General features: G+C 75.4%; 20 protein-coding genes and 1 pseudogene. 13 read left to right on the forward strand and 8 right to left on the reverse strand.

All coding sequences use genetic code 11. The features are described from left to right. Positions 1-140: 140 nt before the first annotated feature. A complete protein-coding gene (locus T328_RS08405) occupies positions 141-1,361 on the reverse strand; it encodes an FAD-dependent monooxygenase (protein ID WP_496495267.1) in 1,221 nt (406 codons plus the stop codon). Positions 1,362-1,625: 264 nt separating this feature from the next. Between T328_RS08405 and T328_RS08410 the strand changes: the two genes are divergently transcribed. From T328_RS08410 to sigJ, 3 genes are all read left to right on the forward strand, one after another. Continuing rightward, on the forward strand, positions 1,626-3,428 hold the full coding sequence (locus T328_RS08410) for an ABC transporter ATP-binding protein (RefSeq protein WP_496495268.1): 1,803 nt from the start codon (positions 1,626-1,628) through the stop codon (positions 3,426-3,428). Then, positions 3,425-5,308 (forward strand): ABC transporter ATP-binding protein, encoded by a 1,884-nt coding sequence (locus T328_RS08415; protein WP_496495269.1) that lies wholly within the window; start codon positions 3,425-3,427, stop codon positions 5,306-5,308. The genes T328_RS08410 and T328_RS08415 overlap by 4 nt, the downstream gene beginning before the upstream one ends. 228 nt (positions 5,309-5,536) lie before the next feature. Next, the gene (sigJ, locus tag T328_RS08420; protein WP_496495270.1) at positions 5,537-6,484 is read left to right on the forward strand and encodes an RNA polymerase sigma factor SigJ; all 948 of its coding nucleotides are present in this window, start codon (positions 5,537-5,539) and stop codon (positions 6,482-6,484) included. Between the two features lie 81 nt (positions 6,485-6,565). Here the strand turns inward: sigJ and T328_RS08425 are convergent, their stop codons facing one another. The 4 genes from T328_RS08425 to T328_RS08440 are packed head-to-tail and all read right to left on the reverse strand — an operon-like array spanning position 6,566 to position 8,947. Next, a complete protein-coding gene (locus T328_RS08425) occupies positions 6,566-7,405 on the reverse strand; it encodes an ABC transporter permease (RefSeq protein WP_496495271.1) in 840 nt (279 codons plus the stop codon). Further along, entirely contained in the window at positions 7,402-8,235 is an 834-nt protein-coding gene (locus T328_RS08430) for an ABC transporter ATP-binding protein (RefSeq protein WP_496495385.1), read from the reverse strand. Before T328_RS08430 ends, T328_RS08425 begins: the two co-directional genes overlap by 4 nt. 38 nt (positions 8,236-8,273) lie before the next feature. Beyond that, the gene (locus T328_RS08435) at positions 8,274-8,735 is read right to left on the reverse strand and encodes a Clp protease N-terminal domain-containing protein (protein WP_496495272.1); all 462 of its coding nucleotides are present in this window, start codon (positions 8,733-8,735) and stop codon (positions 8,274-8,276) included. Further along, entirely contained in the window at positions 8,732-8,947 is a 216-nt protein-coding gene (locus T328_RS08440; protein WP_281620537.1) for a hypothetical protein, read from the reverse strand. Before T328_RS08440 ends, T328_RS08435 begins: the two co-directional genes overlap by 4 nt. Before the next feature lie 383 nt (positions 8,948-9,330). Between T328_RS08440 and T328_RS08445 the strand changes: the two genes are divergently transcribed. Next, positions 9,331-10,386, forward strand: coding sequence for a hypothetical protein (locus T328_RS08445; RefSeq protein ID WP_496495273.1), 1,056 nt, complete (start codon positions 9,331-9,333; stop codon positions 10,384-10,386). A gap of 24 nt (positions 10,387-10,410) precedes the next feature. Here T328_RS08445 and T328_RS08450 read toward each other — a convergent pair whose 3' ends face one another. Beyond that, on the reverse strand, positions 10,411-10,836 hold the full coding sequence (locus T328_RS08450) for an FAD-linked oxidase C-terminal domain-containing protein (protein ID WP_496495274.1): 426 nt from the start codon (positions 10,834-10,836) through the stop codon (positions 10,411-10,413). A 317-nt stretch (positions 10,837-11,153) separates the two neighbouring features. Here T328_RS08450 and T328_RS08455 point away from each other — a divergent pair, with 317 nt between their 5' ends. From T328_RS08455 to T328_RS08490, 8 genes and pseudogenes are all read left to right on the forward strand, one after another. Beyond that, the gene (locus T328_RS08455; RefSeq protein WP_496495275.1) at positions 11,154-12,257 is read left to right on the forward strand and encodes a beta propeller lectin; all 1,104 of its coding nucleotides are present in this window, start codon (positions 11,154-11,156) and stop codon (positions 12,255-12,257) included. Between the two features lie 337 nt (positions 12,258-12,594). Then, positions 12,595-13,617: a LacI family DNA-binding transcriptional regulator gene (locus tag T328_RS08460; protein ID WP_496495276.1), complete on the forward strand. Its 1,023-nt coding sequence runs from the start codon at positions 12,595-12,597 to the stop codon at positions 13,615-13,617. 58 nt (positions 13,618-13,675) lie between these two features. Next, the gene (locus T328_RS08465) at positions 13,676-15,274 is read left to right on the forward strand and encodes an FAD-dependent oxidoreductase (RefSeq protein WP_496495277.1); all 1,599 of its coding nucleotides are present in this window, start codon (positions 13,676-13,678) and stop codon (positions 15,272-15,274) included. A 58-nt stretch (positions 15,275-15,332) separates the two neighbouring features. Continuing rightward, positions 15,333-16,628 carry an ABC transporter substrate-binding protein gene (locus tag T328_RS08470; protein ID WP_496495278.1) on the forward strand — a complete coding sequence of 432 codons (1,296 nt, stop codon included), beginning with the start codon at positions 15,333-15,335 and terminating at the stop codon, positions 16,626-16,628. A gap of 10 nt (positions 16,629-16,638) precedes the next feature. Further along, positions 16,639-17,592 carry a carbohydrate ABC transporter permease gene (locus tag T328_RS08475; protein ID WP_496495279.1) on the forward strand — a complete coding sequence of 318 codons (954 nt, stop codon included), beginning with the start codon at positions 16,639-16,641 and terminating at the stop codon, positions 17,590-17,592. After that, the gene (locus T328_RS08480; RefSeq protein WP_496495280.1) at positions 17,582-18,421 is read left to right on the forward strand and encodes a carbohydrate ABC transporter permease; all 840 of its coding nucleotides are present in this window, start codon (positions 17,582-17,584) and stop codon (positions 18,419-18,421) included. Before T328_RS08475 ends, T328_RS08480 begins: the two co-directional genes overlap by 11 nt. 272 nt (positions 18,422-18,693) lie before the next feature. Beyond that, entirely contained in the window at positions 18,694-21,081 is a 2,388-nt protein-coding gene (locus T328_RS08485) for a phosphoinositide-specific phospholipase C-related protein (protein ID WP_496495281.1), read from the forward strand. Between the two features lie 563 nt (positions 21,082-21,644). Then, positions 21,645-22,610 (forward strand): annotated as a pseudogene (locus T328_RS08490) (alpha/beta hydrolase); the annotation flags it as partial. A gap of 244 nt (positions 22,611-22,854) precedes the next feature. Here T328_RS08490 and T328_RS08495 read toward each other — a convergent pair. Further along, positions 22,855-24,195 (reverse strand): PucR family transcriptional regulator, encoded by a 1,341-nt coding sequence (locus T328_RS08495; RefSeq protein ID WP_496495282.1) that lies wholly within the window; start codon positions 24,193-24,195, stop codon positions 22,855-22,857. A gap of 26 nt (positions 24,196-24,221) precedes the next feature. Between T328_RS08495 and T328_RS08500 the strand changes: the two genes are divergently transcribed. Further along, positions 24,222-25,217, forward strand: a complete 996-nt coding sequence (locus T328_RS08500) for an extracellular catalytic domain type 1 short-chain-length polyhydroxyalkanoate depolymerase (protein WP_496495283.1) — start codon at positions 24,222-24,224, stop codon at positions 25,215-25,217. 49 nt (positions 25,218-25,266) lie between these two features. On the opposite strand, the gene T328_RS08505 is transcribed toward T328_RS08500, so the two are convergent. Further along, positions 25,267-25,878 (reverse strand): TetR/AcrR family transcriptional regulator, encoded by a 612-nt coding sequence (locus T328_RS08505; RefSeq protein WP_496495284.1) that lies wholly within the window; start codon positions 25,876-25,878, stop codon positions 25,267-25,269. Positions 25,879-25,884: the final 6 nt, after the last annotated feature.

Below are 25,884 nucleotides of genomic sequence, written 5' to 3' on the forward strand. Positions count from 1 at the left end.
TTACGGGCGGGTAGAACATCAAAATATGCAGGAGGGAGATGCAATCTCCACCCCTGGCCAATCCGATTCGGTCAGATTCCGTCAGAAATTTCATGGATCGGCAGACGGAAGGGGCCCCGCGACGGCCAAGTCGCCGTGGCTCAGCCGCGTTTGAGAGCGTGGCCGCCGAAGCCGCTGCTGCGGTCCGAGCCCTGGTTCTGCTCCTGCCACCAGGCGTCGAACTCCGGCTGCCCCATCTTCTGCCAGTCCGGGGTCTGTTCGACCTGGGCGCGGCCCAGCCGGCGGCCGAGCGCGACCATCGCGGCGCCGACGGCGGTGCGGTCGGCGTCGTACGCGGCGGCGGTCTCCGGCCAGCTGCCGTTCGCGCGGCAGGCGGCCTCCAGCGCGGTGGCGTCCTGCAGCGCCTTGACGCTGCCGCCGCCGGTGTGCGGCCGTACGACGGTGGCGGCGTCGCCGGCGAGCAGCAGCCGGCCGACGGCGAGCCGCGGCACCTGGAGGTCGTAGATCGGCTGGATGAAGGAGTCCTCGGGGGCGGTACGCAGCACGCAGCGGCCCCAGTACGGCGGGAAGTGCTCCGCGACCAGGTCGCGCAGGTACGCCGTGAGCTTCGCGGCGACCCGGCCCGGGGGCAGCGAGGTGGGGGTGCGCAGATCGAGCAGCAGCTCGGGGTCCTCCGGCGGGACGGTGTAGAGCACCCAGTTGACGCGGAGGCCGCCGCCCGCGGCGGGGATGAGGTATATGACGCAGTGGCCGCCGGGGAAGACGATCGTGCGCGCCACGGCGCCGTCCATCTCCGGGTCGCCCGGCACGGGCGCTGAGGTACCGCGCCAGCCGAGGTAGCCGGCGTAGTCGGGGGCGAGCCCGGGGAACATCGCCTCCCGGACCACCGAGCGGTACCCGTCCGCGCCGATCACCGCGTCGAAGCGCTCCCGGCGGCCGTCGGCGAGCCGGAGGGCGACGCCGTCGGCGTCCGGCTCGACCGCGGTGACGGCCGCGCCCGTGTGATAGGTGACCGACCCGGGCACCCGGCTGCGCAACTCGTGCCACAGGGAGCCCCAGTTGTACGCGCGGAACGGGAAGTGCTGGTCGGCGAGCGCGCGGCCCAGCTCCACGTCCCCGTCGCGGATCGTCCACACCCGGCGGTTCATGCCGGACCACGGCATCGCCGAGTCCACGTACCCCGCGGCCTCCAGCTCCGCGAACCGGTCGTCGTGCAGGGCAATGCCCACCCCGCGGTCGCGCAGCTCGCCACCGGCCCGCTCGAAGACGGTGACCCGCCCTGCCCCCGCCCGCGCCACCGCCTGCGCCGTGGCGCACCCCGCGATGCTCCCGCCCACCACGGCGACGGAGTCCTCGTTCACCACGGTCTCCTCTCTGCTCCTCGGGCCGGCACCCGGCTCTCCGGGCTCCCCGGCGTTCCCCGCACCTTGAGGAGCAACAACCTTCCCCAACGCGATCACCGCGTCAAGGGAGGGACAGCGGAGGGGCGGGGCGCCAACTGCCCCTGCGTGCAGGCCAGTCAGGCCCGCCGGCGGGCGCGTACACCCCCGGGACCGGGACCGCCCGGCAAGGACTTAGGCTAGCCTTACTTACCTGGTCGGGACGGGTGTGCAAAGGGGTGGCGGGTGGCTGCGCAGGGACCCTCGGGGCGGAACGTCCTGAGAAAGGCGATCGCGGGACAGCGGCGCGGTGTCGCGATCGGCGCGACGCTGGCCGTCGGGCACCAGCTGGGCGAGGCGCTGGTGCCGGTGCTCATCGGCATGGTCATCGACGACGCCGTCGCCGGGGACGACGCGGGCGCGCTGGTGCGCTGGCTCCTCGTGCTCGCCGCGGTGTACGTCGTGCTCGCGCTGAGCTTCCGCGTGGGGTTCAGGGCGGCCGAGCGCGCCGCCGAACTCGCCGCGCACCAGGTGCGGCTGGAGCTGGTGGAGCGCGTGCTCGACCCGCGCGGCGGCGCCGAGCGCGGCCGGCTGCCCGGCGCGATGGCGAACATCGCCACCGAGGACGCCCGGCGGGTCGGCCACATCGCGATGGTGGTGACCGTCGGCGTCTCCGGGCTGGCGGGTGCGGCGGTCAGCGCGGTGGCGCTGCTGCTCATCTCCGTACCCCTCGGCCTGCTCGTGCTGGCCGGCACCCCCGTGCTGCTCTGGCTGGGACACCTGCTGAGCAAGCCGCTGGAGCACCGCAGCGCGGCCGAGCAGGAGCAGGCCGCGAACGCCTCCGGCGTCGCCGCCGACCTGATCGCCGGGCTGCGGGTGCTCAAGGGGATCGGCGCGCAGGACGCCGCCGTCGAGCGCTACCGGCGCACCAGCCGCGACTCGCTGGCCGCCACGCTGCGCGCCGCCCGCGCCGAGGGCTGGCAGAACGGCGTCGTGCTCGCGCTGACCGGCGGCTTCATCGCGCTGGTGGCGCTGGTCGGCGGCCGGCTGGCGCTGCGCGGGGACATCACGCTGGGGCAGCTCGTCGCCGCGGTCGGGCTCGCGCAGTTCCTGCTGACGCCGCTGCAGGTGTTCGCGTACGTCAACGCCGAGTTCGCCCAGGCGCGGGCGTCGGCGGCGCGCGTGGCGGAGGTGCTGGCCACGGAGCCGGCCGTCGTCCCCGGCGACCGGCGGCTGCCGGAGCCGGTGCGCGGCGAGCTGCGGCTGCGCGGGGTGGGGCTCGGCGCGCTCGTGGAGGTGGACCTGGTGGTCGCGGCCGGGGAGCTGGTCGGGGTGGCGACGACGGAACCGGCCGCCGCGGAGGCGCTGCTGCGGTGCCTCGGCCGGGTCGAGGACCCGGAGGCCGGGACGGTGGAGCTGGACGGGGTGCCGCTGACCGGTCTCGATCCGGCGGAGCTGCGGACGGCGGTGCTGGTGGCGGCGCACGACGCGGACCTGTTCGCGGGGACGGTGGGCGAGAACGTCACGGCGGCGGACCCGGTGCCCGCGGTCGCGGGCCCCGCCCGCGGCGGGCCCGAGCCGCCCGGCCACGACCCCGGCGGCGCCCGCCTCGGTGACGCCCTCGGTGACGGCGGCGGTGGCCCCGGGCACGGCCGCGACCCCCGCCCGGCGATGGCCGCCGCGGCGGCCGACGAGGTCGCCCGCGCGCTGCCCCGCGGCGCTCGCACCGAGGTCGGCGAGGCCGGCCGGGCGCTCTCCGGCGGCCAGCGCCAGCGCGTCGCCCTGGCCCGCGCGCTGCACGCCGACCGGCCGGTCCTCGTCGTCCACGACCCGACCACCGCCGTGGACGTGGTCACCGAGGCCCGGATAGCCGAGGGCCTGCGCGCCTTCCGTACCGGACGGACCACCCTGCTGGTCACCAACAGCCCGGCCCTGCTCGCCGTCGCCGACCGGGTCGTGTTCGTCGACGCCGGCCGGGTCGCCGCCATGGGAACGCACGCCGACCTCGTACGCGACGAGGCGGCCTACCGGACGGCGGTGCTCGCATGACCGGGGCGGCCGGAGCGTACGACGACGCGCCGGAGGAGCCGGACGCGTACGAAGCACAGGGCGCCGACGGCGCCCGCGAACTGCTGCCCACCGCCACCCCGGTCCGCACCCGCGCCGCCGTGCGCGAGCTGCTGCGCCCGCGCCGGGCGCTGGCGTGGACGGCGTTCGCGACGATGGCCGCGGCCACCGCCGTCGGGCTGCTCACCCAGCCGCTGCTGGGCCACATCGTCGACCTGGTCACCGACGAGCGCGACGCCGGGGCCCTGACGCTGCCCGTGGTGCTGCTGGTGGCCGTGGCCGTCGGCCAGGGAGTGCTGACCGCGATCGGCCGCACGATGGTCTCCCGGCTCGGCGAGACCGTGCTCGCCGAGCTGCGCGAACGGTTCGTCGAGCGCGCGCTGCACCTGCCGCTGGACCGGCTGGAGAAGGCCGGCTCCGGCGACCTGACCGCCCGCGTCACCCGGGACGTCTCGCGGGTCGCCGAGGCGGTGCGCGGCGCGCTCCCCGAGCTGGCGTCCGCCGTGCTGGCCATCGTGCTCACGCTTGGCGCGCTGGCCGTCCTCGACTGGCGCTTCCTGCTCGCCGCGCTGCTCGCGGTGCCCGTGCAGGCGTACACGGCCCGCTGGTACGTGCGCCGCGCGGTGCCGCTGTACGCGCGCGAGCGCATCGCCACCGGCGCACAGCAGCAGCAGCTCCTCGACACCGTCAGCGGCGCGGCCACCGTGCGCGCGCACCGGCTGGAGGCGCCGCACGCCGGACGGGTCGAGGCGCGCTCGCGGGCCGCGGTGGCCCTCAGGCTGCGCGGGGTGAAGCTGGTGATGGGCTTCTACAACCGGCTGCACGTGGCGGAGTACCTCGGGCTGTCCGCGGTGCTGGTGGCGGGCTACGTCCTGGTGCGCGACGGCTCCGCGTCGATCGGCACGGCGACGGCCGCGGCGCTGTACTTCCACTCGCTCTTCGGGCCGGTGAACGTGGCGCTGGTGCTGCTCGACGACGCCCAGGCGGCGACGGCGGGGCTGGCGCGGCTGGTCGGCGTCGTGGACGCGCGCGAGCAGACGGGTTCCGCCGCGGCGGGGCCCGCGGCTGCGGGGCCTGCCGCGGCGGGGGCGCGGCCGGCGGTGGGCGTGTCCGTCGCCGGGGTGTCGCACGCGTACGAGCCGGGGCGGCCGGTGCTGCACGACGTGGACCTGGAGCTGCGGCCGAAGGAGAAGGTGGCGCTGGTGGGCGCGAGCGGGGCGGGCAAGAGCACGCTCGCCAAGCTGCTGGCCGGCATCCACATCCCGACCGCCGGGCGCATCGACGTGGGCGGCGCGGAGCCGGACGAGGCGGGCCGTACGGTCGCGCTGGTCACCCAGGAGGTGCACGTCTTCGCCGGCCGGCTCGCCGACGACCTGCGGCTGGCCCGCCCCGGCGCCGGCGACGAGGAGCTGCGCGAGGCGCTGGACCGGGTCGGCGCGCTCGGCTGGGCCGAGGCGCTGCCGGAGGGCCTGGACACGGTCGTGGGCGAGGGCGGCCACCGGCTGACGGCGGACCGGGCCCAGCAGCTCGCCCTGGCCCGGCTGGTGCTGGCCGACCCGCCGGTCGCGGTCCTCGACGAGGCCACCGCGGAGGCCGGCAGCCTCGGCGCCCGGCGGCTGGAGGAGGCGGCCGAGCGCGCGCTCGACGGGCGCACGGCGCTGGTCGTCGCCCACCGGCTCAGCCAGGCGGCGGCGGCCGACCGGGTCGTGGTGATGGAGGAGGGCCGGGTGGCGGAGAGCGGCACGCACGACGAGCTGCGCGCGGCGGACGGCCCGTACGCCGCGCTGTGGCGGGCGTGGTCGGCGGGCCGCGCGGCGGGCGCGGAGGAGGCCGCGTCCGGCGCCGGGCGGCCGGCTGAGTAGCGGCTCTTGCTCCCTGTTGGGGCCCGGGTGGCGGGCGCGGGCGCGGGTACGGACCGGCCCCGCCCCGTACCGCCGGCTCTCAGACGGGGGGTGCCGGCGGCCGGCCTCGTCGAGCGCGCCGGCGGTCGTGACGGCCCGCCACGCCTGGTACCGCGCGGCCTCACATTCCCGCGCCCCGTTTCGTCGTACCGGCGAGAGCTGTCACGCGACCGAGGGAGCATCGGCACCATGACCACACCGTCCGCACCGCAGCACGGCCGCCTCGACCCGGGGCCCGCCGGGATCGCGAGCGAACGGCGCCGGCTGACGAACCTCGCCTACCGGCTGCTCGGCTCCCTGGCCGACGCCGAGGACGTGGTGCAGGAGACGTACGCCCGCTGGTACGCGATGTCCGCGGAGCGGCGGGCAGCCGTCGTCTCCCCCGGCGGCTGGCTGACGAAGGTCACCGGCCGCGTCTGCCTGGACCTGCTCGGCTCGGCGCGGGCGCGGCGGGAGCGGTACGTGGGCGAGTGGCTGCCGGAGCCGCTGCCGGACCGCGCGGAGCTGGCCGGCGGCCCGGTGGGCGGCGGGTCGGCGGGCGACGCCGCGGATCCGGCGGACCGCGTGACGCTGGACGAGTCGGTGCACATGGCGTTCCTCGTGGTGCTGGAGTCGATGACCCCGGCCGAGCGGGTGGCGTTCGTCCTGCACGACGTCTTCCGCTATCCCTTCGGCGAGGTTGCCGAGATCCTCGGCCGGTCGCCCGCGGCGTGCCGGCAACTGGCGTCGTCCGCCCGCCGCCGGGTCCGTACGGCGCGGCGGCCGGCGGCGGCGGAGCAGCAGCACGCGGTCGTCGTACGGGAGTTCCGGCGGGCCTGGGCCGCGAAGGACATCGGCGCGCTGGTCGGCCTGCTGGACCCCGGGGCGACGTCCACCCCGGACAGCGGCGGGCTCGTCCCGGCGGTGCTGCGGCCGATCGTCGGCGGCGAGCAGATCGCGCGGGCGTTCGCGGAGCTGATGGCGCGGGAGCCCGGCCTGGAGCTGGTGGAGCGTACGGTCAACGGGCAGCTCGGCGTGGTGGCGCGGGTGGACGGGGTCACGGTGACGGTGCTCGCGTTCGACGTGGCGGACGAGAGGATCACGCACATCTGGGCGATGCGCAACCCGGAGAAGCTCGGGGCGTGGGCGGCGGCCTGAGCGGCCCCGCGGAGGGGGCGGCCCGCGGAGGGGCCGGCCCGCGGAAGGGCGGCCCGCGGAGGGGGCGGCCCGGGCCCGCGCTCACACCACCCGCTGCAGCGCGCGCTCGCGGCGGGCCGCCACCTTCGAGCCCGACTCCCGGCGCGCCATCCGGCGCAGCACCACCGGCGCCACCGCCAGCCCCAGCACCGCCCACGCGCCGAGCACGCCGACCGTCTCGGCCTGCCGCCAGGACTCGCCGATCTCCACCGCCACCGCCGCGTCGGGCAGCATCGCCGCCCGCATGCCGAGACCGAGCCAGTAGAGGGGGAAGACCTGCGCGATCCACTGCAGCCACTCCGGCAGCGCGGTGATCGGGTAGAAGATGCCGGAGATCCCGATCAGCGCGAGCACCGGGAGCTGGATCAGGCCCTGCGCGCGGGCGTCGCCGAACACCGAGCCGAGCACCGCCCCGATGGGCAGCGTCGCCACCATCCCGAGCACGACGACCCACGCCAACCGGGGCCAGGCGGCGGCGTCGAGACGCAGGCCGTCGACGAGGAGCAGCGCGGGGACGAGGAAGAGCGCGAGGTCGGCGAGCAGGCCGCCGGCGACGGCGACGACCTTGCCGACGAGGTAGCCGGCCACGCCGTTCGGGGTGGCCTTGGCGCGCAGCAGGGTGCCGTCCTCCCGTTCCGCGGTGAGCAGTTGGCTCATCGTGACCATGCCGAAGGACACGTTCATGCCGAGGATGCCGGGAAGGGTCAGCGCACCGAGCATGAAGCCGGTGGAGTCGAACTCCCGCCCGCGCATGAACCACAGGACGGCCAGCATGAGCAGCGGCCAGAACAGGTGGCTGAACAGCTCGGCGCCGTTGGTGAACGACTGCCGCAGCTCGATCGCGCCGCGCCGCAGCCCGGCGCGCAGGACGCAGACGTTCACAGGCCGGCTCCCTCCGCCGCGTGGACGAGGGCGAGGTAGGTCTGCTCCAGCGACGCCCGGTGCACCTCCAGGTCGGCGATCTCCGTGCCGTGGCGCTCGAACAGCCCGCGGACGAAGGCGGTCGAGTCGTCGGTGGCGTGGACGCGGGTCCGGCCGCGGTGGCGCCAGCGGACGCGGTCCGCGCCGGCGATGCGGCGGGCGAGTTCCGCGGGGGTGCCGTCGGCGATGACGCGGCCCGCGTCGAGGATGACGATGCGGTCGGCGAGCCGCTCGGCCTCGTGCAGGTCGTGGGTGGTGACGAGGACGGTGGTGCCGGCGGTGCGCAGGTCCCGGACGAGGTCGTGGAAGCCGCGCCGGGCCTGCGGGTCGAAGCCGGTGGTCGGCTCGTCGAGGAAGAGGAGGTCGGGGCGGCCGACGATGCCGATGGCGACGTCGAGGCGGCGGCGCTGGCCGCCGGAGAGGGTACGGATCTTCTGCTCGCCCCGCCCGCCGAGGCCGACGGCGTCGGCGAGTTCGCCGGCGTCCCAGGGGGTGCGGCCGAGGCAGGCGTAGTACGAGGCGAGGTGGGCGAGCAGCTCGCGCACCCGCCACTTGCCGTGGTCGCGCCACGACTGCAGCACGACGCCGACGCGGGCGCGCCAGTGCTCGTCGCCGTGCGCGGGGTCGGCGCCGAGGACGGTGACCTCGCCGGCGGAGCGGCTGCGGAAGCCTTCGAGGATCTCGATCGTGGTGGTCTTGCCGGCGCCGTTGGGGCCGAGGAGGGCCACGGTTTCGCCGTGCCGTACGCGCAGGTCGACGCCGTGCAGGACGTCCGTGGTGCCGTAGCGCATGCGCAGTCCCGCGACCGTCACGGCCGCCGCGCCGGGGTTCACAGCCCCTCCCGTACGCGGGCGGCGAGGGCGGCCCGGTCGACGCCCGCGAGGTCCAGCGCGCGGGGCACGGTGCCGACCTCGGCCTGCAGGAGGGCGTGGAGCACGTGGAGCGGCGTCAGGTCCTTCTTGCGGGAGGAGCCCGCCATCCGCTCCAGGGCGAGTCTGAGCGAGGCGCCGAGCTGCGGGCGGCGGTCGGGGTCGGGCGTGGAGTGCAGGTCGAACGCGCCGGGCGCGACGCCGGCGGCGCCGAGGCTGTGCGCGAACTCCCGGTCCAGCGCGGCCTTCAGCTCCACGCGGCCGAGGCCGGCGGCGGCGAGGAAGCGCTGCGGCTCGGTGCCGTCCTGGGCGGCCACGGCGAGCAGCGCGTGCCGCGCCTCCATCGCCGCGGAGCCGTCCTCGCGAGCCTCGGCCTGGGCGGCGAGGAGCACCGCCTGCAAGTACTTGTCGAACGCGCTCATCCCCGCCTCCTCAGCGTCACGCCGGCGGCGATGAGCCGCTTGGCGTGCTTCTTGTGCACGGCCTGGCGGGTGACGCCGAGCGCCTCGGCAACCTGCGGCCAGCTCCAGCCGGTACGCATCGCCTGCTCCACGGCGGCGTCCTCCAGCCGGTCGGCGAGGCGGCGCAGGGCCGCCACGGCCGCCAGGGCGTCTGCCGGATCGTCGTCTGCCATGGAAGCAACTTAGGTTGACCAATGCTGGATAGTCAACCCCGGTTGCTTAGCGGGCGGGGAGACGAGGACGCGTCTCTCCTTCTGACAACCGCCCGCCATCCGCACCCGAGGGAGAGCTCCCTCCGGCTCGCGATCCCCCACGGCACCACCCACCCGCGCCCTACCGGGGGCTGCCGCAGTCCAGCGTGGACAAGATCGCGCGCGGCGTGGTCCCGGCCGAGATCGACGCCACCGAACGCCCCTGCCACGGGACTTGCGCGAGCGCGCCGGCGGCGCCACGCTACCCGCCTGTGGACCCCCCGGGACCGGCCTCCGGAGCCGGGCGCGGATGCAGCATCATGGGGTGAAGTGCGTAGCCGAGACGACAGGGCACGATAGGCGAGATGATGCAACCCGGCGATTTCATGATGGCCACCAAGAATCGCGGCTACTCGCCGCAGCAGGTCGACCGCGTCGTCGGCGACCTGCTCGCCGAGCGGGAGGCCGCCGTACGCCACGCCAGAGACCTGGAAACGCAGGTGGAGGCGAGCGGACGGCAGCTCGCCGGGCTGCTCGAACAGGCCGCGGCGCTCGGGCCGCAGACATACGAATCCCTCGGCGAGACCGCCCGCAAGCTCTATCAGGACGCCAGGGCCGAGGCGGACCGGATCCTCGCCCGGGCCGAGGACGAGTGCCGGAAGCTGAAGGAGGCCGCTCGCGCCGCCGCGGAGGAGCGCGGCGAGGACGCGGAGCGGCAGGCCGGGCAGATACGCGCCGACGCCGACCAGCGGGCCCGGCAGCGGATCAAGCAGGCGCACGAGACGGCGGGGCAGCTCGTCGCCGAGGCGCAGCGGCAGGCGGACGGGACCCGCGAGGAGGCGCGGCAGCGCGCGCAGCAGGTGACGCTGGAGGCCGCCGCGCACATCGGCGCGCAGCAGGCGGCGCAGGCCGAGCGTGAGGGGAAGCTGGCCGGCGAGGCGGGGGCGCTGCTGGCGGACCTGGAGGCGGCGCTGGGTGGGGCGGAGGGGCAGGCCGAGGCGGTGCGCTCGGAGTATCTGCGGCGCCGGGACGGCAACGCCACGTACGCGACCCGGCTGATGCGGGAGGCGGAGCTGGAGGCGGCCGACCTGCGCGACCGGGCCTGGCAGGCAGCGGAGCGGATCGAGATCCGGGCGGCGCTGGAGCAGGAGCGCTACGCCGCGCGCATCGAGGAGGCGCGCACGCGGCTGGCGGAGGCGCAGCAGTCCGTGGTCGCGATCGCCAACCCGGCCGGCCGCCGGCCGGGACCGCAGCAGCCGCAGGCACCCCGGCAGTCCGGGCAAGCTCACGGGCAGGTACGGCAGCAGCAGGCAGCACCGCAGCAGCCGCAGCAGTCCGTGCCCAGGCAGCCGCAGCAGCACCCGCCGCCGGCGCCGCAGCAGCCGGAGCGGCAGCCCCGGCGGCAGCACCCGGGGCAGTAAGCCCCCGGAGGGGGTCCGGCGGGGTCACCGTCCGGGGACGAGTACCCCGGGGTGAGGACGCCGGGCGGGTCGAGCGCGTGCTTCGCGGCCGTGAGTGCCATGGCGAACGGGTCCGCCCACGCCCCGGTGACCGCGCGGACGGCGCGGTCCGCCGCGTCGGTGACGGCGTGGTGGAGCCGCGTCGAAGTGGTCCCAGGTGCGGGCCGAGCACGCCGACCGCTCACCCCCGCGTTGAACCAGTGCCTCGGCCGGGTCGAGCAGCCGGCAGTTCGCCGGGGGCAGCCCGCTCTCTGCGACCTCCCGGTTTGCCGCCACCGCCGTGGCGAAGTCCGCGAAGCGCACCGACGCCCGGGTGGCGCAGGTCGGCGTGCAGGTTGCGTACGACGTCGCGCAACGCCTTGCCGTGCGCGTGCGTGGGCCCGGTCGTCCCCAGGCCGAATCCGACCCCATGATGGCCGGAAATCCCCCCAACCGATCACCCCTTCAGGCGTTTCCGCGGTCTTGACACCGGCCCCACCGCCACCGGACCGCATAGCCTCAAACGACGATCGACGGCTGAGGGGCGGGGTGCTATCAGTGAGGGGCACGGCACGGCGACGGCATCGTGCCACCGAAGGGGGACGGCATGACGCATGTGGGACACGACCGCGAGTCCGCGGTCACGCACCGGCCGCCGCACGCCACGGCGACGGCCGCCCCGTGCCCCGGTCCGCACCTGGTCGGACGCCCCCTTTCCGGGGCCGGCGGCGGCTGACCCGGAGGCCACGATGGCACTGACCGACGCCCTCGCGCAGTCGCGCGCGCTCTTCACCGGACCGGACGGATCGGTGCGTTCGGTCTGGGCGCCCGACGGTGCCAAGTGGCACGGACCCGCGGTCGCGGCCCCCGCCGGGAGCTGCCGGCCGGGCACCCCGGTCGGGCTGGCGCACCGGACCTCGGCCGGTCGCCTGGACGCCGCGTGGGCGGGCGCGGATGGCTCGATTCAGGTCATGTGGTCCCCGCGGGGCGGCGGTTGGTACGCCCCCGAGGCCGTCGCCTCGCCGGGGACCTGCGCGCCCGGCGCCGCGGTCACGCTCGCGCACCAGCGGACGATGGACCAGCTCGACCTGCTCTTCACCGGAGCCGACGGCTCGGTGCAGGTGATGTGGGCCACCGGCGGCGGGCCGTGGCAAGGGCCCGCGGTCCTCGCCCCGCCCGGCACCTGCACGCCGGGCACCCCGGTCGGGCTGGGCCGGCGGCTGTCGGCCGAGCGGCTGGAGGCGGTGTACGCCGGCGCGGACGGATCCGTCCAGGCGCTGTGGGCGGACGTCGACCACCCATGGCAGGGACCCGCGGTCCTCGCCCCGCCCGGCACGTGCACGCCGGGCTCGGCCGTGACGCTCGCGCCCCAGGACCCCGTCGACCGGCTCGACGCCCTGTTCACCGGCGCGGACGGCGCGGTGCGGGCGATGCGGGCGGGCGGCGGCGCCCCGTGGACCCCGCCCGTGACCGTCGCGCCCGCGGGCGGCTGCGCGCCGGGGTCGCCGGTGGCGCTCGCGTACGAGAAGTCCGCGCACCGGCTGGACGCGGTGGTCGCCGGCGCCGACGGCTCCGTGCTGACCCTGTCGCTGGCCGGCGAGGAGGGCTGGCGCGGGCCCGTGGCCGCGGCCCCGCCGGGGACGTGCGCGCCGGGGGCGGGGATCGGCCTCGGGCACCGGACGGCGCCCTGCCCGCTCGACGCGGTGTTCGCGGGCGCGGACGGGTCGGTGCGGGTCATGTGGGCGCTACGGGACGGCGGTTGGCACGAGCCGGTGGAGATCGCGCCGCCGGGGTCGGCGGCGCGCGGGTCAGGCGTCGCGCTCACGCACCGGGGTCCGGCGCCCGGGGGCTGAGGCGCGCGACCGCTCGCCGGCGCCCCCTGCGGTCGGGCCCGCCGGGATCGCCGGGGTACCCGAGGCCGGCCGCGGCCACGACCGTCGCCGGCAGGATGCCCAGCGCGCCGCGGTCCGCCGCGGTCCGCCGCCGGGGATCACCTTTTGCGCGGGGGACTATTTCACCGCGTACGACATGAACACTGCACAACCGGACACCAACCTTCCCCGGTAATTTGCTAATTCGCATTACCACTGCCGCAACACCCCTTGACGGCCTCCCGCACCCAGCTCTAGGTTCCTCGCACAGCAACCAGGCAATACGCATTAGCTACCCACTGTGAAGGCTCAACCTCCCATGCCAGAAGCCCCCGGCAGGCTTACCCAGCGCGACATAGCCCGACTGGCCGGCGTCAGCCAGACCACGGTCTCGCTCGTGCTCAACGACCGCCCCGACGCCGCCCGGATCGCCCCCGGGACCCGCGAGCGCGTCCTGCGGGTGATCCGCGAGACCGGCTACGCCGCCGATCCCGTGGCCCGCCGGCTGACCAAGCAGCTCAACCAGATCCTCGGGGTCTTCACCTACGAGCCCGTCTTCCCCAGCACCAGCGCCGACTTCTACCACCCCTTCCTGCGCGGCATCGAGGAGAGCGCCGAGCGCAGCGGCTGCGATCTGCTGCTGTTCACCTCCGCACCGGTGACCGACGGCCAGCGGCGCATCTTCCACGAGAACAACCGGCTGCGCGTGGCCGACGGCTGCGTGTTGCTCGGCCGGGAGATCCCGCACGAGGAGCTGAGCCGGCTGGTCGACGAGGGCTATCCCTTCGTCTGCGTGGGCCGCCGCGACGACGCCGACGGCGGGCCCGTGCCGTACATCGGCGCCGACTACGTCACCGCCACCGCCCGGCTCGTGGAGCGGGTGCGAGGGCTGGGGCACCGGCGGCTGGCGTTCGCCGGGCCGGGTGCGGGGGCGGAGTCGTCCACCGACCGGCTCAGCGGGTTCCGGCAGGTGGCCGGGCCGGAGGCGCCGCACCTGGGCGCGTCGGGAGAGCCGACCGCGGAGCAGCTGGAGCAGTTGCTCGACGCGGGAGTGACGGCGGTGTTCGTGGAGTTCCTGCACGACGCCGTCGAGCTGTACGCGGCGGCGGCGGCCCACGGTCTGGACGTACCGCGGGACCTGTCGATGCTGGCGCTGGGCGACCCCACCACGCCGGTGGACCCGCCCGTGGACTTCACCGGCTTCCGGCTGCGCCGCACCGAGATGGGCCGGCAGGCCGTCGACCTGCTCACCGGCATGCTGCACGGCCGAGCAGAACACACCCGCCGGCTACTGGACTGCCGCCTCGTCGAGGGCGTCACCCTCGCCGCCCCCGCCCGCTGACCGGGCCCGTGCCCACGCTCCACTCATGCCCCACGATCCAGCACCCCCAAGGAGACCCATGCACGCGGACGTCCTCGTCGTCGGCGGCGGCACCGGAGGCCTCGCCGCCGCGCTCGGTGCGCTGCGCGCCGGCCGCTCGGTGATCCTCACCGAGGAGTACGACTGGCTGGGCGGCCAGCTCACGAGCCAGGCCGTGCCGCCCGACGAGCACACCTGGATCGAGCAGTTCGGCGCCACCGCCTCGTACCGGGCGCTGCGCGACGGCATCCGCGACTACTACCGCCGCCACTACCCGCTGACCGCCGCCGCCCGCGCCAAGCCGGACCTCAACCCCGGCGCCGGGCACGTCAGCCGGCTCTGCCACGAGCCGCGGGTGGCCGTCGCGGTGATCGAGACGCTGCTGGCCCCGTACCGCGGCGCCGGCCGGCTGACCGTGCTGCAGCCCTACCGCCCCGTGGCCGCGGAGACCGACGGCGACCGCGTCACCTCCGTGACCGTCGAACGCCCCGGCGGCGGCGAGCCGCTGGTGCTCACCGCGCCGTACGTGCTGGACGCCACCGAGACCGGCGAGCTGCTGCCGCTGACCGGCACCGAGTACGTCACCGGCTTCGAGTCCGGCGCCGAGACCGGCGAGCCCAGCGCCCCCGACGAGGCCCAGCCGCTCAACATGCAGGCCGTCTCGTACTGCTTCGCCGTCGACCACGTCGACGGCGACCACACCATCGACCGACCCGCCGCCTACGGCTTCTGGCGCGACTACGAGCCCGAGTTCTGGGGCGCCCCGCTGCTGTCCTGGCGGGCCCCGCACCCGCGGACGCTGGAGCTGGTCGAGCGCGAGTTCACCCCGAACCCGGGCGACGACCCGCTCGCCGTCGTCGCGGACCAGCGGCGCAGCGGCGGGGACACCAACCTGTGGACGTTCCGCCGGATCGCCGCCCGCGACCAGTTCGCCCCCGGCGCGTACGCCAGCGACATCACGCTCGTCAACTGGCCGATGATCGACTACTTCGAGGCCCCCGTCATCGACGTGCCGGACGCCGCGGCGCAGCTCAGGGAGGCCCGAGGGCTGTCGCTGTCGATGCTGTACTGGATGCAGACCGAGGCGCCGCGCCCCGACGGCGGCACCGGCTTCCCCGGGCTGCGGCTGCGCGGCGACGTCACCGGCGACGGCGCGGACGGGCTGGCGATGGCCCCGTACATCCGCGAGTCGCGGCGTATCCGGGCCGAGTACACGGTGGTGGAGCAGGACCTCTCGCTCGACGCGCGCGGCGGCAAGGGTGCGGTGAGCTACGCCGACTCCGTCGGCATCGGCATGTACCGCATCGACCTGCACCCCTCCACCGGCCGGGACACCTACATCGACGTGCCGTCCAGCCCGTTCGAGATCCCCCTCGGCGCGCTGGTCCCGCGGCGTACGGAGAACCTGCTGCCCGCCGGCAAGAACCTCGGCACCACCCACATCACCAACGGCTGCTACCGCCTGCACCCCGTCGAGTGGAACATCGGCGAGGCCGCCGGGCTGCTCGCGGCCCACTGCGTCGAGCACGGCCTCACCCCCCGTGCCGTACGCAACACCCCCGGTCTGCTCCAGGACTTCCAGCGCGCCCTGGCCGCCCACGGTGTCGAGCTGCGCTGGCCCGACATCAGCGGTTACTGATCGCAAGGCCACCGACCGACCCGACCCGACCCGACCCGACATCCGAGGAGGCGCCCGCATGTCTTCGCCAGCACGGCTCAGCACCCGGTCCAGCAGAGGAACACTCGTCCACGCAAAGCCCGTCGCGCTCGCCGCCGCCGGCCTGCTCGCGCTCACCGCGTGCGGCGGCTCCGACGGCGGCTCCGGCTCCGACGGCGGTCCGGTCACGCTGCGCATGACCATCTGGACCGGCAACGAGGAGCATCTGAAGCTGCTCAACGGGATCGCCGCGGACTACACGAAGCAGCACCCGGAGGTGAAGGAGATCAAGTTCGACACCCTCCCGGTCGAGACCTACACCACCACGCTGACCACCCAGATAGCCGGCGGCAAGGCCCCGGACCTGGCCTGGATCTTCGAGAACGCGGCCCCCGACTTCGTCACCTCCGGCGCGCTCGCCGAGATCGAGGACGACGAGGACGTGCTGCCGTCGGCGAAGAAGCTGTGGCAGCACGAGGGCAAGCTCTACGCCTACCCCTTCTCCACCTCCCCGTTCGGCGTCTTCGTCAACACCGACATGCTGAAGGACGCCGGCCAGCCCGCCCCGGCCGAGCTGATCGAGCAGGGGAAGTGGACCTGGGAGGAGGTCGCGAAGGTCGGCGGCGCGGTACGGGACGAGACCGGCGAGGCCGGCATGGTCATCGGTGACTTCGACTACAAGCTGTGGGACAACCTGGCCACCGTCTGGGACGGCTGGGGCGCCGAGCCCTGGAGCGAGGACGGCAAGACCTGCGCGTTCGACGCCCCGGAGATGACCGAGGCGATGACGTTCCTGCACGACGCGATCTTCGCCGAGGAGGCGATGCCCGAGCCGGGCACCACCGCGGACTTCTTCTCCGGGGAGGCGGCGATGACCGTCACCCAGATCAGCCGGGCCTCGCTGCTGGACGACAGCTTCGCCTGGGACTTCGTGCCGCTGCCGGAGGGCCCCGCGGGCTCGTACGACGTGATCGGGCAGGCCGGCCTCGGGGTGCTCGGCAACGGCGACAACGTCGAGGAGGCCGTCGACTTCCTGACGTTCATGACGAACGAGAAGAACTCCGCCGCCCTCGGCCGCTACTTCCCGCAGGCCCGCAGCTCCCAGCTGGACGCGGACACCCTCGCCAAGAGCAACCCGCAGCTCAAGCCCGCGCAGCTCGAAGAGGTCGTCATCGGCGGCATCGAGAACGGCAAGGTCAAGCCCACGCACACCAACCAGGCCGAGTTGTTCGAGGCCGTACGCGCCGCGCTCGACCCGCTGTGGAAGCCCGACGCCGACGTGGCGAAGACGCTCCAGGACGTCTGCTCGGCCATCCAGCCCCAGCTGGAGAAGTGACGGCGCAGCCATGGCGACCCTGGAACGTGCCCGCGCCAAGGCCCCCGCCCCGCACCCCGGCGGGGGCGGCTCCCGGCGGCCCTTCTGGACCGCCCGCCGCCGGGACCAGCTGGCCGGCTACCTGTTCATCGCCCCGCAGCTGCTGGGCAGCGTCCTGTTCGTCCTGATCCCGCTCGTCCTGGTCTTCTGGTACAGCTTCCACGAATGGAACGTGCTGGCAGGCAGCTTCCACGGGGTGGGCGCGGACAACTACCGGGCGCTGGCCGACGACCCCAAGCTGCCGGGCGTGCTGCGCGCCACCGCGTTCTTCTCCGTCGGTCTGGTGGTGCTGAACCTCAGCCTCGCGCTGGCGCTGGCGGTACTGCTGAACCAGAAGCTGCGCGGCAGCATCGTCTTCCGCACCCTGTTCTTCTCGCCCGTGGTGGTCTCGCTGGTCGCCTGGACGATCGTGTGGGGCTTCCTGCTGCAGAAGAACGGCGGCATCAACGCCGGGCTCGACCTGATCGGCGTCGAGGGGCCCAACTGGCTGCGCGGCGAGACCTCGTCGATGATCTCGGTGATCGTGGTGCAGGTCTTCAAGAACGTGGGCCTGAACATGGTGCTGTTCCTGGCCGCGCTGCAGGGAGTGCCGCGGGAGCTGTACGAGGCCGCCACCGTGGACGGCGCCGGGCGGTGGCGGCAGTTCCTGCGGATCACCGTGCCGCTGATCAGCCCGACGATCCTGCTGACCTCGATCATCACGGTGGTCGGCTCGCTGCAGGTGTTCGCCCAGATCGCGGTCCTCACCCAGGGCGGCCCGGGCAACTCCACCACGGTCCTCGTCTACTACCTCTACCAGCAGGCATTCGAGTTCCACCACTTCGGCTACGGCGCGACGCTCTCCGTGCTGCTCTTCCTCATCGTGCTCGTGCTGACCGTCGTGCAGTGGCAGATGCGCAAGAAGTGGGTCTTCCATGAGTCATAAGCTGTCGCGGCGCGCCAGGCTCGTGCTCTACGGAGTGCTGCTGGTGCTGCTCGTCCCGTTCGTCTTCCCGACGTGGTGGATGGCGACCTCGTCGCTGAAGCCGGCGAGCGACATCTTCGCGTTCCCGCCGTCGCTCTGGCCGGAGAACCCCGGGTTCGGCGCGTACGAGCGGGTCTTCGACCTGCAGCCGTTCGCGCAGCAGTACTGGAACAGCATGTACATCGCGGTGGTGGTGACGATCGGCACCCTCGCGGTGTCGTCGATGGCCGGCTACGCCTTCGCGCGCATCCGCTTCCGCGGTCAGAACGCGCTGTTCCTGGTGGTGCTCACGGGCCTGCTGATCCCCAGCGAGGTCACCATCGTGCCGCTGTTCCAGATGTTCAACGACTGGGGGATGACGGACACGCACTGGCCGCTGGTCCTCGTACCGATGCTCGGCGCGCCGAGCGTGCTGGCGACGTTCATCATGCGGCAGTTCTTCATCATCCTGCCGAACGAGCTGGAGGAGGCGGCGCGGATGGACGGCCTGGGCCGCTTCGCGATCTACTGGCGCATCGCGCTGCCGCTGGCGCGGCCGGCGCTGGCGGCGGTGGGGATCTTCACGTTCCTGCACAGCTGGAACCTGTATCTGGAGCCGACCGTGTACCTCACCACGTCGGAGAAGTTCACGCTGCCGCAGGCGCTGACGCAGTACACCGACAACTACGGCGGCCCGATGTGGGACGTGCAGCTCGCCGCGGCGTCACTGACCGCGCTGCCCGTACTGGCGGTGTTCGTCTTCGCGCAGCGCCAGTTCGTGGAGGGCCTCGCGCACACGGGCCTGAAGTGACGCCACCGGTGCCGCCGCGCCGGCCGGCGGGCCGTCGTGGGACCCGACCCGCTTCGGCTCGACGTACACCGCCCGCCCGCCGGCCCCCCGCGCGGTCCTTCGCGGCGGGCCCGGCGTCGTGGCCGCGGCGCTGTCCCCGCGGGACTTCCTCAGCCCGGGCGGCGCCTGAACTGCGGGGCCCTGACCTGCGGTGATCCGTGTTCGCGAGCACGGTCGGGGCGTTTCCTGCACGCAGCCCGTACGCTCGTAGGGCACGCGCAGGCAGGAAAGGTATGACCCCGTTCGACAAGCTCAGGGCCCGGTTCGCACGTACGGTGCGACGGGTCGGCGAGGCCGCACCGCCGCGGGACGCCGTCGTCCTGCGGTGGCTCGCCTTCGTGGTCGCGGTGCTCGCGACGGCGGTGCTCGTCGTCGCCGGTACGGCCCGCTCCACCGTCGCGGACGCGGCCTTCTACCGCTCCGCGCTGGACCGGGAGCACGCCTACGACCGGCTCTACGACCAGGTGCTGGTCGACCCCGAGGCGTCGGACGTCACCCGCGACCTGCTCGCCCGGCTGCCGGTGCCCGAGGCCGTCGTCACCTCCAACCTCAAGACGGTTCTGCCGCCGACCACCGCGCGGGCCATGGCCGACGGCGTCATCGGGGACGCGGTGGCGTACCTGCGCGGGGACCGTGACGAACCGACGCTGGAGTTCGACCTGCGGCCGGTGCTCGACAACCTGGGCGCCGTGGGCAACGTCCACTTCGCCGACGTCGTCGCGAACCTCCAGGACAGGCCCGCCCCCGACTACGCCGCCTTCCAGTCCGGCCTGGGCGACGCCGTGGACCGCATCGCCGACGGTGAGCGCCCCGGGGGGCTGCCGACGCTCGACCTCACCGAGGCGCAGGCGAGGACCGCCGCCGACACGGTGCTGCGGGCCGTGCCGCGGGACCAGCGGGCGGAGCTGCGCCCGCGGCTGCTCGCCGCGCTCGGCAGCGGCGACCTGGCCACGGCGCTCGCGGAGGTGGGGCCCGCGCTCTTCGCCGGGCGGGAGGACAGCGCCGCGTCGGCGCTGCGCAACACCGCGGACGGGGTGTCCTGGGACCTGGCCGCCGAGTTCGACTCCGCCGGCGACTCACTGGGCCCGGTGCGCGAGGCCCGCTCCTTCACCCGGCTGGGCCTCGGCTGGGTGCAGACCGGCGCCGTACTGCTCGGGCTCGCCTCGCTGGCCGTGCTGTGGCGGTACGGGCCGCGCGCCCCGGGCCGGCGGCTGCTGCGCATCGGCGGGGCACTGGCGTGCGGGGGCGCGCTGACGTTCGCGCTGGCGCTGGTGGTGCACGGGATGACCGGCGGCAGCGTCGCCGCCGCGCCGGGGAACTGGCCGGACTCCGCCGCCCGGCTGCTGGACGACGTGCAGCGCACGGCGCTGGAGCGGCTCTACGCGGTGGCGCTGACGACGGCCGCGGTACCGCTGACGGCGGGGGTGCTGCTGGCGGCCGGGGGATGGCTATGGCACCGCCGGGCGGCGGCGATCGCCGCGGCACGGGCGACCGCGGAGGCCGGTGAACCGGCCGCCGGGGAGACCGCGGCGACCGGCGAACCCCAGAACGGAGAGCCGGACGCCGGAGGACCCGGCGCCGAGACACCCGCCCCCGCCGTGCCCGGCGCAGCCGAACCCGCGCCGCCCATACCGCCGCGCGTCCGCTGGGGCGCCGTCGGCGTCGTCGCCGCCGCGCTGGCCGGCGCCGTCTTCGTACCGAACGCCTTCGGCGGCGAGGACGACCGCCGCTGCAACGGGCGCGAGGAACTGTGCGAGCTGCGCTACGACGAGGTGGCCCAGCTCGCCTCGCACAACGCGATGGCCACCTCCCAGGACCGCTTCATCGCCCCGCTGCAGGACCCGTCCGTCACCGGCCAGCTCAACGAGGGCGTCCGCGCCCTGCTCCTCGACACCCACCGCTGGGAGACGCCGCCGCAGATCACCGAGCGGCTGGCGGACTCCGACTTCACCCCGGCCATGCAGCGGCAGATCCGTTCCGTGCTCGACACCGTCGACCCGCCCCGCAAGGGCGTCTGGCTGTGCCACGCCGTCTGCCGCGGCGGTGCGCTGCCGCTGGTCCCGGAGCTGGAGAAGATCGGGGACTGGCTGGAGCAGAACCCCTCCGACGTGGTCACGCTGGTGGTCCAGGACGGCATCAGCGGCGCCGACACCCGCACCGCGATGCGCCGCGCCGGGCTGGCGGACCTGGCGTTCACACCGGACGAGGACCCGGACAAGGCGTGGCCGACGCTCGGCGAGATGATCGACGAGGACCGGCGGCTCGTCGTGTTCGCGGAGAAGGCCGACGGCCCGGCGCCCTGGTACCGCAACTTCTACCGCTACGGCATGGAGACCCCGTTCGCGTTCCGCACCCCGGCCGACATGACGTGCGAGCCGAACCGCGGCGGGGACGGCAAGCGGCTCTTCCTCATGAACCACTTCATCACCAACAGCGGCGGCAGCCGCCTGGACGCCGGCCGGATCAACGCCCGCGACTTCGTGCTCGACCGGGCCCGCGCGTGCGAGCAGGCGCGCGGCCGGCCGGTGAACCTGGTGGCGGTCGACTACGCCACGATCGGCGACGCCCGCGGCGCCGTGAACGTACTCAACGACGAGCGCGTCGCCCGCCACGAGGGCTGAGTGCCCCCGGGAGCCGACCCGCGTACGGCCGGCGTGCCGGCGCCCGCCCGCGGCGGCTCCGTACGGCGCACGTCGAGCGCCTCGGCCGGCGCCCCGCCGCGGGTGCGCCCGGATTCCGGTGCGGCGAGCAGGGCCGGTTCGAGCGGCGAGTCGGTTTCGGCCGCCGCCGCACGGCGGACGGGGGGGCCGGCCCGGCGCCCGGCGTCCCGCCGCGGGCGCGCCTCGCGCTCGGCACGGTGAGCACGTACGGGGTCGAACGGCGGGTCCGGACCGGCCCATCGCCGTGCGGCCGGCGGGCCCGGGCCGCCGTCCGGCGGCCCCGCCCCGTGTCGCGCCCACCGGCGTTCCGCGGCTGCCGGACCGCGTCGGCACCCGGTTCCGGAGGCCGTGCGGGGGCGCCGTACCGTGCCGTCGCGGTCGCCGGCGCCGCGGCTTCACGCGCGGTCGTCGGGCGCGGGGGCGTGGATTTCCCGACGGGTGTCTGATGTCAGCCGCCCCCATCCCGTGACACGCTGCGAAGCGCACCGGCACCCGCAGACCTCCGCACGGACGGGGACGCACGCATGCGCTACGCCTTCGATCCCGAACTCGCCGCGGCGGTCGCGCTGATGGCCGAGGTCGACATCTCCGACCTCGCCGCCGCGCGCGCCGCCCAGGCGGCCGAGCTGGCCGCGGCGCCCGCGGCCGACGAGTCGGGCGTCGTCGTCCGGGACGTGTTCGCGCCCGGCCTGGCGCGGGGCGCACCGAAGGTACCGCTACGGGTCTACCGCCCCGCGGCGCCGACGACGGCCGAGCCGCCGCTGCCCGCCGTGTACGCGCTGCACGGCGGCGGCTTCGTCCTCGGCTCGCCGCAGGTCGACCACGACACCCACCTGCGGCTCTGCCGGGAGCTGCCCGCCGTGGTCGTCGCCGCCGACTACCGCCTCGCGCCCGAACACCCCTACCCCGCCGCGCTCGGCGACTGCCACGCCGGGCTGTGGTGGCTGGTCGAGAACGCCGCCGAACTGGGCGTCGACCCGGCCCGTATCGGGCTGTGGGGCGACAGCGCGGGCGCCGGGCTCGCGGCGGGGCTCGCGCTGCTGACCCGCGACCGGGGCGGGCCGCCGGTCCGCTGCCAGCACCTGCAGAGCCCGGCTCTGGACGACCGGCTGACCACGCCGAGCGCCCGGACGTTCACCGACACGCCGGTGTGGAACCGCCGCAACGCCCGGCTGAGCTGGGAGGCGTACCTCGGGCCCGGCGTGCCGGGCTCGCCCGCCGTTCCGCCGTACGCGGCGCCGGCCCGGGCCACGGACCTGGCGGGGCTGCCGCCGACGTGTGTGGCGGTGATGGAGTTCGACCCGCTGCGCGACGAGGCCGTGGCGTACGCGGAGGGGCTGAGCGCGGCAGGCGTGCCGGTGCAACTGTGCTTCTACCGGGGCACGTTCCACGGCGCGGTGGGGGTGACGCACGCGGCGGTGGCCGGGCGGATCCTCGACGACGCGCGGGATGCCCTCCGGGCGGGGCTGGCCGCGGGAGAGAAGGGCCCGGCCAGGCGCACCACCACGAGCACGGCCGACGTGGCCGGCGTGGCCGGCGTGGCCGGCGTGGCCGGCGTGGCCGGCGTGGCCGACGTGGCCGGCGTGGCCGACGTGGCCGGCGTGGCCGGCGTGGCCGGCGTGGCCGGCGTGCGGACCGTACGCCCCGGGGAACCGGCCGAGCGGCCCGGCGGTGAACCGCCGGACGTTCGCGGGGGATGACGTCGGTGACGCCCGTGACCCCCACCACGCGACGTCACTCGTCGGCGGTCGCCGCCAACCGCCAGGCGTACAGCGCGAGCCGGGCCCGCAGCCGGTCGTCCGGCTCGCGCAGCCGGGCGCCGAGCGCCGTCTCGGCGCGGGCCAGCCGGGCCGCCACCGAGCTGTGGTGCAGGTGCAGTTCGGCGGCGGCCCGGCGGAGCGAGCCGGTGCGGCAGAAGGCGTCCAGCGCCTCGATGCCCGACTCGCCGCCCTCCCGCGCGGCGAGCGCGGTCAGCGCCCGTACGCCGGGGTCGGCGCGCAGCCGCTCGGCGGGTACGTCGGCGAGCAGCGCCAGCGGGCCGAGCGCGTCATGGTCGACCACCGTCTCCCCCGGGCCGCCCGCGCCGGCGAACCGCAGCGCGGTCCTGGCCTGCGCCCAGGAGACGTGGGCCCGTACGGGGGCCACCCCGCCGCCGACCCCGAACCGCGCGCCACGCACCGGCGGCGGGGCGGCCGTCGCGCCGCCCTCGCCACCCTGCGCGTCCCCACCCGGCGCACCCCCGGCCGACGTGCCCCCACCCTGCGCTCCCCCACCCTGCGCTCCCTCACTCTGCGCCCCGCCCGCCCGCGCGCTCGGCGTTCCCCCACCCGTGCCCGTCCGGCTCGGAACCAGCCCCCGCCCCCGGCCCCGTACCCGCTCCGCCGCCGCGAACGACAGGTCCCGCGCCAGCTCCCCCGCCGCGTCCGCGCCGCCCTCCGCGGCCTGCACCAGCACCGCCGCCAGCGCGTCCATCGTCGCGATCCGTACCGTCGCGCCCGGTACGGATCGCGCCAGCAGCGCGACCGCCGCCACCCCCGCGTCGGTCTCCCGCCCGCCGGCCACCGCGACCACCCGCAGCGGCCGTTCGGGGCCGAGGCCCAGCAGCCGCAGGGCGCGCATGCGGTCCTCGACGGCCTCCCGTTCGGAGAGCACGGTCTCCACCAGCGCGGGGTCGGCGACGTGCGGAGGCGGTCCGGGCCGCGGCGGGCTCATGCCGGCGGCCAGCGCCATCCATTCGAGGACCAGGTCGTCCAACGGGCCCGGCCCGCCGTCCCGTTCGAGCCACACGGAACCCCCGTGGGCCAGCTGCCGCCGCCCCGAAACCCGGGTGGACGCGCCGGAGCCCTCTTCCCCGTCGGCGGGCAACTCCGCGCCCCGCGGCCCGAAGCGCACAGCCGGGCCGTCTCCGCCGCCCCTCAGCCCCGCCGGACAGCCCGCCAGCGCCGCCGTCGACCGCACCAGCACCTCGGGGGCGACGCCCCCGCCGCCCAGCAACGCGTGGAAGTGGGCGATCACGCGCACCGCCGCGGCGGCGTCCGCGTCCAGCGACGAAAGCCGCACCAGCAGACCCTTCACGCACGCAGTCTAGAAAGGGCATGGACATGTTCACCAGAGCCGCAACCCAAGCCGAAACCCAAGCCGCAGCCGCACCACCACCCCCCACCCGCCGCCGGGCGCGCCCGCTGCACGCCGCGCTCCTCGGCTGCGTTCTCGCGCTCCTCGCCGCGCTGTCGCTCAGCGCGCCGCCCCGGGCGTCCGCGGCGACCCTCCAGGAGGTGACGAACTTCGGCAGCAACCCCAGCAACCTGCGCATGCACCTCTACGTTCCGGACAACGTGCGGCCGCAGCCCGCCGTGCTCGTGGCCGTCCACTACTGCACGGGCTCGGGCCCCGCGTTCTACTCGGGCACCGAGTTCGCCCAGCTGGCCGACCGCTACGGCTTCATCGTCGTCTACCCGTCCGCCACCCGCAGCGGCCAGTGCTTCGACGTCTCCTCGCCGCAGGCGCTGCGCCGCGACGGCGGCAGCGACCCGGTCGGCATCCACTCGATGGTGCAGTACGTGCGCACCAACCACGGCGCCGACCCGAACCGGACGTTCGTCACCGGCGCCTCGTCCGGCGCGATGATGACCAACGTCCTGCTCGGCAACTACCCCGACGTGTTCCGGGCGGGCTCGGCGTTCAGCGGCGTGCCGTTCGGCTGCTTCGCCACCACCGACGGCTCGGGCTGGAACAGCGCCTGCGCCGACGGCCAGATCGTCCGCAGCCCCCAGGAGTGGGGCGACCTGGTGCGCGGCGCCTACCCGGGCTACAGCGGCCCGCGCCCACGCATGCAGGTGTGGCACGGCACCGAGGACAGCACCTTGCGCTACCCCAACTTCCAGGAGGAGATCAAGCAGTGGACCGACGTCCACGGCGTGAGCCAGACCCCGTCCATGACCGACAGCCCGCAGTCCGGCTGGACCCGCACCCGCTACGGCGGCACGGGCGAGCAGGCACCGGTGGAGGCGGTCAGCCTGCAGGGCGTGGGCCACTCGCTGCCGATGTCCGGCATGGCTGAGCGCGCCATCGCGTTCTTCGGCCTCAACACCCAGTAAGCGCCGGGTAGCAGGGGCCACCCGCTATGCGCGGCGGGGTCTTCGCAGGCTACGGGCCGGCCGCGGGTGGTGCCGCCAGCACCGCCAGCACCGACTTCGTGACCACGTCGGAGACCCCGTCCGGCGCCATCTCCAGCCGACCGGCGCGGATCTCCTCGGCGGCGCCGTGCAGGATGTGCTGTGCGACGCCGACTAGCCAGGCGGTCGGCATGTCGACACGGAAGACGCCCTGGTCCTGGCCGCGGCGCACGAGTTCGTCGACGCGCGCGGCCGGGCCGGCGTGCAGTTCCCGTACCCGCCCGGCCGGCAGCACGCCCTGGGCGGCGGTCAGCAGCGCGGCGGACTCGGCGACGAGCCCCCAGCTGGAGACCAGCAGCCGGTGCATCGCCTCGTACGCGTCGCCCGTCAGGTCCACGGCGGCCAGGGTCCGGTCGCCGTCCTCGACCGCGTCCCGGAGCGCGGCGTCGACCAACTCGACCCGGGTCTTGAAGTGCCCGTAGAGGGTCATCCGCCCCACGCCCGCCGCCTTGGCGATGTCGTCGGTCGTCGCGCTCGGATCGGCGCACAGCCGCTCGCGGGCGGCGGCGACGATGCGGGCGATGCTGCGCTCGGCGTCGGCCCGGCGGCGCGGGCGCGCGCCGGGGCGGGGGGAGGCGGTCACGGTCCC

It is taken from the genome of Streptomyces sp. CNX435 (assembly GCF_059570575.1).

Bases quoted from the DNA above. Each gene is read 5' to 3' on its own strand.
- T328_RS08415 (WP_496495269.1), top strand. From the start codon at position 3,425: ATGACCGGGGCGGCCGGAGCGTACGACGACGCGCCGGAGGAGCCGGAC.
- sigJ (WP_496495270.1), top strand. From the start codon at position 5,537: ATGACCACACCGTCCGCACCGCAGCACGGCCGCCTCGACCCGGGGCCC.
- T328_RS08430 (WP_496495385.1), bottom strand. From the start codon at position 8,235: ATGCGCTACGGCACCACGGACGTCCTGCACGGCGTCGACCTGCGCGTA.
- T328_RS08435 (WP_496495272.1), bottom strand. From the start codon at position 8,735: ATGAGCGCGTTCGACAAGTACTTGCAGGCGGTGCTCCTCGCCGCCCAG.
- T328_RS08440 (WP_281620537.1), bottom strand. From the start codon at position 8,947: ATGGCAGACGACGATCCGGCAGACGCCCTGGCGGCCGTGGCGGCCCTG.
- T328_RS08445 (WP_496495273.1), top strand. From the start codon at position 9,331: ATGATGCAACCCGGCGATTTCATGATGGCCACCAAGAATCGCGGCTAC.
- T328_RS08450 (WP_496495274.1), bottom strand. From the start codon at position 10,836: ATGGGGTCGGATTCGGCCTGGGGACGACCGGGCCCACGCACGCGCACG.
- T328_RS08455 (WP_496495275.1), top strand. From the start codon at position 11,154: ATGGCACTGACCGACGCCCTCGCGCAGTCGCGCGCGCTCTTCACCGGA.
- T328_RS08460 (WP_496495276.1), top strand. From the start codon at position 12,595: ATGCCAGAAGCCCCCGGCAGGCTTACCCAGCGCGACATAGCCCGACTG.
- T328_RS08465 (WP_496495277.1), top strand. From the start codon at position 13,676: ATGCACGCGGACGTCCTCGTCGTCGGCGGCGGCACCGGAGGCCTCGCC.
- T328_RS08470 (WP_496495278.1), top strand. From the start codon at position 15,333: ATGTCTTCGCCAGCACGGCTCAGCACCCGGTCCAGCAGAGGAACACTC.
- T328_RS08475 (WP_496495279.1), top strand. From the start codon at position 16,639: ATGGCGACCCTGGAACGTGCCCGCGCCAAGGCCCCCGCCCCGCACCCC.
- T328_RS08480 (WP_496495280.1), top strand. From the start codon at position 17,582: ATGAGTCATAAGCTGTCGCGGCGCGCCAGGCTCGTGCTCTACGGAGTG.
- T328_RS08485 (WP_496495281.1), top strand. From the start codon at position 18,694: ATGACCCCGTTCGACAAGCTCAGGGCCCGGTTCGCACGTACGGTGCGA.
- T328_RS08500 (WP_496495283.1), top strand. From the start codon at position 24,222: ATGTTCACCAGAGCCGCAACCCAAGCCGAAACCCAAGCCGCAGCCGCA.